The following is an 8200-nucleotide window of genomic DNA, read 5'->3' on the forward strand; positions in this document are numbered from 1 at the left end:
ATGTTTAATCTGATTCTAAGAGGAAAATGAATAATAATCAACACAATTTTCTGAAAAATCTGGAAAATAAAGTTATGCAACGCTATTATTTGTAGAAAAATATTTTATTTTGTAATTTCCTATCTTTTTGGAATAGAAAAAATCTGAGTTCAATACTATCTTGAACTCAGATCTAGCAGTTAAATAATTAATAATTAAAATGATTGACATAACCCTGCAATTCATCCGCCATATCAAGTAGGGTTTTGGCAGACGAAGCCATATCCTGCATAGAAGATAAAGTTTGTTCCGTGGAAGCGGCAACTTCTTCCGTAGCAGCAGCATTTAATTTTGCGTGATCGGAAAGTTCAATAGCGGTCGCTGATACTTCTTCTACAACGGCAGACATTTCTTGAGCAGATGCTGAAATATCCTCCATTTTCGGGGCGATGTTTCGTAGACTTTCAATAATGCTCGCGAATTTTCTACTTGTTTCTTCTGTCAATTGTAAGCCCTCTTGAACATCTGTAGATGCTTTGACCATTGTCTCTACAGATTTTGCCGTATCCTGTTGAATAGTAGTAATGAGCGCAGAAATTTGCTCTGCCGATTGATGAGATTGCTCTGCTAATTTGCGTACTTCATCAGCCACTACCGCAAAGCCCTTGCCATGTTCTCCTGCTCTAGCAGCTTCTATAGCAGCATTAAGCGCTAGTAAATTTGTTTGATCTGAAATAGCACTAATCATTTCTAAAATGGAGCCGATTTCTTTCGTGCGATCATAGAGTGCTTTAATCATTGTATCTGATAGCGTTACAGAATTATGGATAGAATTCATTTGTTGTACAGTTTGTTTTACCGATTGTCCACCTTCTTCTGCCAATTGGATAGCATGGCTAGATAGGTCAGAAACCTGCATGGAACTGTCTGCCACTTCAACAACGCCTTTAGCAATTTCTTCAACTGAAATGGCGTTCTGGTCAATACCTGTTGTTTGTTTTTCTGTACTAATTGCCATTTGTTGCATAGCATCAGCAACTTGCTCTGAGGCAGCGATGTTTTGTTCTGCATTAGCAGATAAATTTTGAGCGGCTGTTTGGACATGTTGTGAGCTTTGATCAACATTACGAATTAGTTTTTTTAAGCTCACCTTCATAGAGATAAAGGCTTCTCCAAGCTGCCCAATTTCATCTTTAGAATGGATTTCAATAAACTCCGTTAAATTACCATCACTAATTTTCAAGGCACTTTGCTTCAGTTGATTAATTGGGTTAACAATAGACTTTATCATGAAGAGCATAAAAATAACGCCAACGAGAATAGAAACCGCAATGATAATTAAATTAATATTCAATGTGGATGCCGCAGCTTTTGCAGCTTCCGCAGTAAACATGGTGCCAATTACCTTCCAACCTGTTAACTCATTCGTAACAAATTGTAAGTGACGGTCTTTTTCAATAATTGTACCGCTTTCCTGCTCATAAATTTTTGGAATATAGCTTTCGGTAGCCTCTGTACCACTTTCTTTCTCTGGCTGGGCAATATAAATTTTATTGTTATCTAAAAGAGAAGCGAAGCCCGTTTCTCCAATACGTATATTATTCGTAATGTCACTTAATGTAGAAATATTTAGATCTAATCCTAAAACGCCAGAACCATCTGGTAATGCCTGAGTAATTGTAATGACAATGTCACCTGTAGATTGTGTAACATAAGGTGCAGTAATTGAGGTCTTGCCATTATTAGCTAAAGCCTGCTTATACCAAGGCCTTGTCCGAGGGTCGAAGCCATCAGGATACTCTTGAACAGGCTGATCAAATAGTTTGCCATCAGCAGTCCCAATATATATTAGGTCTACTTCAGGGTGCATATTGACATATTCCGTTAATAATGACTTCAGTTTTAAAATGCTATCATCCTGAAAGTAGGTTGCACTAAATTTTTGTGAAAAATATTGTACATCTTTCAATTTGGGTTCAATCATGTTTGTAATATTGGCATTTAGAATGCGCACACTTTCAGTCGCACTTGCGCGTTGTTCCTCTGAAATTTGCTGTTCAGCACTTTGGTAAGATACTATTCCAATCAATAGTGTTGGGATGAGAAGCATGGCTAAAAACGAAAAAATAAGCTTTTTTCTTAAACTTAGTTGTTTCAATTGTATTATCCTCACATAATATTTTATTCTATACTTTTCCCCTAAAGGTAAATAATACTCATTCTATCAGAAATAAAAGAAAAGTTAAGTACTTTGAATTAATTATTTCTTAGTAATGTATATCATTATCAATTATTTGAAATTTCCCTAAATTGATTGCGTCAGAAGCTATATAAAGCCACTTTTTGATGTATACTAAAGCTCAAAAGAGGAGGGTAAAATTCATGATTCATCAAATTGGACAAGTAATGTTATATGTTAATGATCAAGATACAATTGTGAAGTTTTGGACAGAAAAAGTGGGGTTTATTGTCATTTCTGAACAGGAAGAGGCAGGCATGCGCTGGATTGAAATTGCACCAACGAAGGAAGCTCAAACATCCTTTGTGCTTCACAACAAAGAAATGATTGCTAAAATGCAACCTGACCTAAATTTAGGCACACCATCCATAATGTTTTATGCTGATAAAATTGAAGAGATGTACCAAGATTTTCAGGCAAAGGGCGTTAAAGTAGGAGATCTAGTCATGATGCCAATGGGTAGAGTTTTTAACTTTGCTGACCCTGAAAATAACTACTTTGCCTTGGTTGAAAAGAAAATGTAAATAACGGAATCTGCTTGTTTTTTGTTAGTTATGTAAAAAATGAGCAGATTCCTGTTTTAACTTATTTAATAGCTAGATTTATCGTCTAAGATAAATCCTCACCAAAAATACCAACCGTTTGTCGATCTATTACAAATTCATGGCCATTCCATTTTAAAATATTTTCTACATAGCCTAATCCATCAGCATGATATCTACCTGCAATTTCTTGATATCCTAAAATTTCATATGTTCCATCTCGGTCGTAATCAACAGGATATAGTCCTCCAAAAGGATCTACCCAGCCTTCAATTGGTTGCTTCAAGGTACCATCTGGGTTATAAATTTCAGCTAAGTAGTCGGTTCCTTTATACTGTAAATCAATTGTGTATTTAATAGCAGGATTAAAACTCTGAACAACAGCCTTATAATGATCTACATAATTGACCTTATATTTAAGTTTATTATTAAAAGACTCTGCATCAAAGATGGAACGAACTTGATTGTTGATTGAGGAAAAAATCTCACCATTAACAATTCCACCGCTACCCCCAGTATCAGACACAACCAGAATATCCTCAACATGATTACCAGTAAAATCGCCCAAAAAAATAGTCGGATTATAGCCCATATTTTGTTTCAATGGAATATGCTCCATTTGTCGTGTTTGCCCATAAAAAATAGTCAGTGTTAGGTTTCTCCATAAAGGACTATCAGGCTGTTTAGTGCCCATTAAAAAAATGGTTTCAAAAAAACCATCCCCATTAATATCTCCAAACTTAGTTTGAATAACCTGTGGAGCTGAATGGGTAATGATTCCACCGTTTAGTGGCGAATTTAAATTATTTGTCATATATGCACCTCTTTCATTAGTTTTAGCATATGTTGTAAGAAAAGCTTGGTGCATAATTCAAAGATAAAAAATGAAACTTTGGAATACATATTAAACTTACAAAAAAACTTGAATTTCACCCATTGACATTTTCTAATACGAAAAGTATTATAAGTGTCAACGAATCAGAAAATTCAGTACCAAATAGTATCTCACTACATGAATGTAGCCAGAGATTTTTTTTCATTATCAATTCTTAGTAAATTTATATGATTTATATATATTGGGAAGAAGGAGATTCATTTGAAGAATTTATTTGTAAAAACTGAGCGACAACGATTTTGGTTAGATCAGCTAGCTGCTATTGCTGAGCCAATCAAAGCACAGGCTGCTGAGGTTGATGAGCAATCTCGTTTTCCGTTCGAAGCACATCGATTACTTTTACAAATTGGCTATCCTCAACTTACTTTACCGAAACAATATGGCGGGGAAGGCTTATCTGTCTATGATATGGTCCTCGTACAAGAGACGCTAGCAAGCTATGACGAAAATGCTTCTCTTTCCCTTGGATGGACATTAGGTGTTGTCGGTGAAATATATGAAACTAAACTATGGACGGATGATCTATTAATAGCTTTTGCTGAAGAAATAAAGAGAGGTGCCATGATTAATAGAGCTGTTAGTGAGGCGGCAACAGGTAGCCCAACGCGAGGAGGGCGGCCAGGGACAAATGCCATTTCTACTAAAGATGGTTGGCTGATAAATGGGCGCAAGATTTTTACGACTGCTTCTCCTGTGCTCGATTATTTCCTTACCTCTGCTTGGATTGAAGAAAAGCAGCAAGTTGGTTTCTTCCTCATTCATAAGGATTCAGCTGGTGTAACCATTGAGGAGAATTGGGAGATGTCTGCAATGCGAGGCACAAGCAGCCACGATCTTGTGTTAAAAGATGTCCTTGTGGCAAAAGAGCATTTAGTAGAGTTACCAAGTCACCCGAGTGGCGGCAAGATAAATGGCTGGATACTCCATATCCCAGCAACTTACTTAGGCATTGCACAAGCTGCTCGTGATTATGCAATCCATTTTGCTAATCACCATCAACCGAATAGCCTGAATGCGCCAATTAGTACGTTACCAAATGTACAACAGCTTTTAGGGGATATTGAATTAAAGCTCCATCAAGCACGTTTTGTCTTATACGGAGTGGCTGAGGCTTACGATGATCCTGCTAGACGTGGACTAATAACAAATGAAATGGCTGTTGCTAAACATACAGTAACAAACATCGCAATAGATATAGTCGATAAAGCGATGCGTGTGGTGGGGGCAAAAAGCTTGCAGCTATCCAATCCATTACAACGCTATTATCGCAATGTTCGTGCAGGACTTCATAATCCACCGATGGATGATATGACGATTATTAAATTAGCGACTGCCGCTATTGAACAGCAGAAATTATCTGAATAAATTATGTGAAAAATAAGGAGAAATGACATATGAAGAAGAATAAGATTTTTCAATTTGCTGCAATTGGTTTGGCATCTATAGCAATATTAGCAGGTTGTAATTCAGGAGATTCTGCAGATAAAGATTCAAGTGATGGTGAAAAAGTACGTACAGTAAAGGTAGCCTACGATCAAGCGTCAAAACCCATTAGTTACATCGACGATAATGGAAATCCAACAGGTTATGATGTAGAAGTAATGAAATTAGTAGATGAATTGTTACCTGATTATCAATTTGAGTATGTAGGTACAACAAGTGATGATTTATTAATTGGTGTAGAGCAAGGGAAATATCAAGTAGGGGTTAAAAACGCATTCTTTACTCAGGAACGTACAGAGAAATTTATTTTCCCAAAGGAATTCCTAGGTTTAAGTAGCGCAGGTTTAGTTTTACGTAAAGAGGATGAAGGCGTAAAAACATTAGCAGATTTTGCGAAAAAGGGCTATTCTTTAGCACCAATTGCTGCAAATAATGCTCAATATACAATTATCGATGAGTATAATACGGCAAATCCAGATAATAAGGTAAAACTTGAGGCTGGTGACGCCTTTACTGTTGATGTAGTGCAGTGGGTAAATGAAGGTCGTGTTGATGGCGGTGTCATGATTGAAGGCCCATTTAAACAACAAGTACTGGCAGAAGATGGCCCATATTATAACCTAAAAGATGACGTTGTCTATAACGAATTTGCTGTTATAAAAACATGGCCACTGTTCAATAAAAAAGAGCAGGAATTTGCTGACGCTTATGATAAAGCGATAGCTCAGGTTAAAGAACAAAAGAAAACAAATGAATTAAGTACAAAATTCTATGGCCGTGATTTATTTGAAGTACTAGAAAACGTAAATCGTTAGTTTAAAACAGAACGAATAGTAAGGCTGTTGAGTCAGTAATGCTCAGCAGTCTTTATTCATAAAAACAAAAGTTGGTGAGGAAATGGATAAATATTTTGACGCAACCTACATTTGGAACGCAATCCCAGTGTTATTGCCATTTTTAAAAATTACGTTCTTAGTTGCAGGGTCCTCTATTATCTTAGGTACCCTATTCGGCTTATTGTTGGCGGCTGCTAAGCTATCTTCAGTGAAGTGGCTAACTAAATTTGCCAATCTGTATACAACGATTATGCGCTGTACCCCATCCATTGTTTTGTTATTTCTTGTCTATTATGGCGTCCCAGCATTAGCAGAAAATGTTGGTCTTAATCTCCATTCTATTGAAACGGCCATATTTGTTGTTGTAACATTCACCTTACAATTCGCGGCAATAATGTCTGAGGTGATACGGTCTGCCTATTTAGCCATACCAAAAGGGCAGTTTGAAGCAGCCGTTAGTGTTGGGCTAACACCCTTCCAGGCCTATCGTCGAATTATTTTTCCGCAGGCACTGGTTGTTGCTTTGCCGAACTTTGGCAATGGCATGATTGCTTTATTACAGGAAGGTGCACTCGCTTATACAATTGGTCTAATTGATATTGTAGGTAAGGCAAATTTAATTATTGCAAGTAACATCAATGCTCATGCCTTAGAAATTTATATTGCATTGGCCATTATTTATTGGGTGTTATCTATTATTATAGAAAAAATATTTACTATATTAGAAAAAATATTTGGTAAAGGTAAGAAGACCTTAGAAACAACTTAAGGAGGCGAGAAGGTGAATTATCAATTTTTACTTGAAACATTTTTCGTAGCGTTATCTGGTGTTCCTATCGCGCTCCTTGTCACAGTTGTTGCTTTAGTGATAGCTTTGCCATTGGGGTTTTTACTGGCACTGACTAGGATCAATAAAATTCCAGTTATCCATCACCTAGCGAAGATTTATGTTTCTTTTGTTCGAGGAACGCCGATCATTATACAAATTTTTATTATCTATAGCAGTATACCGTTAATGTTGAAAATTATTTTTGAAAAATATCATATTGCGTATGATATTTATAAAATTAATCCAATTTGGTATGCGTTTATTGTGTTTGCATTCAGCTCAACAGCCATTTTAATTGAGGTTTTTCGATCGGCGTTAAGTACCATTGAAAAGGGACAACTAGAGGCTGCACACTCAGTGGGTTTGTCAACATTCCAAGCATATACTCGCATCATCATTCCACAAGCATTAGTAGTAGCATTGCCCAATATTTGCACAGCTACAGTCAATCTCATTAAAGCTACATCGCTAGGCTACGCTATGTCGCTTCCTGAAATAACACTGAAGGCAAAAGTAGCGGCAAACGTTGGCTACAATTATGTAGAGGCCTATTTGGATATCTTTATTGTGTACTTAATTTTATGTAGTACGGTTGAATACTTGTTTAAGCGTTATGAAAAATATTTAAGCAAATACAAAATGGCAAATGTCTAAGGGGTGAATTAGCATGTTAGAAATTAAAAATATTCATAAATCATTTGGTGGCAATGAAATTTTAAAGGGTGTTGATTTAGCTATTGATAAAGGGGATGTTGTTGTTATTTTAGGTCCCAGTGGCTCAGGAAAAACAACATTATTACGTTGTATCAATTTTTTAGAGAAGGCTGATCAAGGCCATGCGACATTTGGAGATATTCAGGTTGATTTTCAACATGTAAAGAAAAAAGACGTACATGCAATTCGCCAGCGTGTCGCATTTGTCTTCCAAAACTATAATCTATTCACTAATAAAACGGCATTAGAAAATGTAACGGAAGGGTTAATCATTGGACGTAAAATTCCTAAGGCACATGCTGTGGAAATTGGTAAAAAGGCACTTGATAAAGTAGGTTTATCAGACAAATATGATGCCTATCCAAGTCAGTTGTCAGGAGGTCAACAGCAACGTGTTGGTATTGCACGAGCAGTAGCTTTGAATCCTGATATTATTTTATTTGATGAACCAACGTCCGCACTTGACCCTGAATTGGTAGGTGAGGTTCTACAGGTCATGAAAAATATTGCAGCGGAGGGTACAACAATGCTTGTAGTAACACACGAAATGGGCTTTGCCAAAGATGTTGCCAATCGCGTAATTTTCATGGATGGAGGAGTGGTTGTAGAGGAAGGTAGCCCTCATGATATTTTCGTCAGCCCAAAAGAGGAGCGAACGAAGAAATTTTTAAAACGTGTCATACCCGAAGACTATACGTTCTATATATAAAACAGCAAGAGAAC

General features: G+C 36.6%; 8 protein-coding genes. 6 read left to right on the forward strand and 2 right to left on the reverse strand.

Going from position 1 to position 8200, the window contains the following annotated elements; genetic code table 11:
• Window positions 1-187 precede the first annotated feature (187 nt).
• Entirely contained in the window at window positions 188-2137 is a 1950-nt protein-coding gene (locus V1L66_RS00545; RefSeq protein ID WP_333005288.1) for a methyl-accepting chemotaxis protein, read from the reverse strand.
• A gap of 224 nt (window positions 2138-2361) precedes the next feature.
• Between V1L66_RS00545 and V1L66_RS00550 the strand changes: the two genes are divergently transcribed.
• Window positions 2362-2742: a VOC family protein gene (locus V1L66_RS00550; protein WP_333005286.1), complete on the forward strand. Its 381-nt coding sequence runs from the start codon at window positions 2362-2364 to the stop codon at window positions 2740-2742.
• An 85-nt stretch (window positions 2743-2827) separates the two neighbouring features.
• On the opposite strand, the gene V1L66_RS00555 is transcribed toward V1L66_RS00550, so the two are convergent.
• Window positions 2828-3574 (reverse strand): hypothetical protein, encoded by a 747-nt coding sequence (locus V1L66_RS00555; RefSeq protein ID WP_016992243.1) that lies wholly within the window; start codon window positions 3572-3574, stop codon window positions 2828-2830.
• Window positions 3575-3856: 282 nt separating this feature from the next.
• Between V1L66_RS00555 and V1L66_RS00560 the strand changes: the two genes are divergently transcribed.
• The 5 genes from V1L66_RS00560 (at window position 3857) to V1L66_RS00580 (ending at window position 8186) form a co-directional block, all read left to right on the forward strand.
• Window positions 3857-5020, forward strand: coding sequence for an acyl-CoA dehydrogenase family protein (locus V1L66_RS00560; RefSeq protein WP_333005285.1), 1164 nt, complete (start codon window positions 3857-3859; stop codon window positions 5018-5020).
• A 29-nt stretch (window positions 5021-5049) separates the two neighbouring features.
• Window positions 5050-5913 carry a transporter substrate-binding domain-containing protein gene (locus V1L66_RS00565; RefSeq protein WP_333005284.1) on the forward strand — a complete coding sequence of 288 codons (864 nt, stop codon included), beginning with the start codon at window positions 5050-5052 and terminating at the stop codon, window positions 5911-5913.
• 82 nt (window positions 5914-5995) lie between these two features.
• Window positions 5996-6703 carry an amino acid ABC transporter permease gene (locus V1L66_RS00570; protein WP_036077828.1) on the forward strand — a complete coding sequence of 236 codons (708 nt, stop codon included), beginning with the start codon at window positions 5996-5998 and terminating at the stop codon, window positions 6701-6703.
• 12 nt (window positions 6704-6715) lie between these two features.
• Complete coding sequence (locus V1L66_RS00575) at window positions 6716-7417, forward strand: amino acid ABC transporter permease (protein WP_004233514.1); 702 nt, start codon at window positions 6716-6718, stop codon at window positions 7415-7417.
• Window positions 7418-7430: 13 nt separating this feature from the next.
• Window positions 7431-8186 carry an amino acid ABC transporter ATP-binding protein gene (locus V1L66_RS00580; protein ID WP_036077823.1) on the forward strand — a complete coding sequence of 252 codons (756 nt, stop codon included), beginning with the start codon at window positions 7431-7433 and terminating at the stop codon, window positions 8184-8186.
• Window positions 8187-8200: the final 14 nt, after the last annotated feature.

Origin of the sequence: Lysinibacillus sp. IITD104, assembly GCF_036698265.2 — a bacterium.
Taxonomy (GTDB): Bacteria; Bacillota; Bacilli; order Bacillales_A; family Planococcaceae; genus Lysinibacillus; species Lysinibacillus boronitolerans.

Coding starts and splice junctions, on each gene's coding strand:
- V1L66_RS00580 (WP_036077823.1), top strand. CDS start 7,431: ATGTTAGAAATTAAAAATATTCATAAATCATTTGGTGGCAATGAAATT.
- V1L66_RS00550 (WP_333005286.1), top strand. CDS start 2,362: ATGATTCATCAAATTGGACAAGTAATGTTATATGTTAATGATCAAGAT.
- V1L66_RS00570 (WP_036077828.1), top strand. CDS start 5,996: ATGGATAAATATTTTGACGCAACCTACATTTGGAACGCAATCCCAGTG.
- V1L66_RS00565 (WP_333005284.1), top strand. CDS start 5,050: ATGAAGAAGAATAAGATTTTTCAATTTGCTGCAATTGGTTTGGCATCT.
- V1L66_RS00555 (WP_016992243.1), bottom strand. CDS start 3,574: ATGACAAATAATTTAAATTCGCCACTAAACGGTGGAATCATTACCCAT.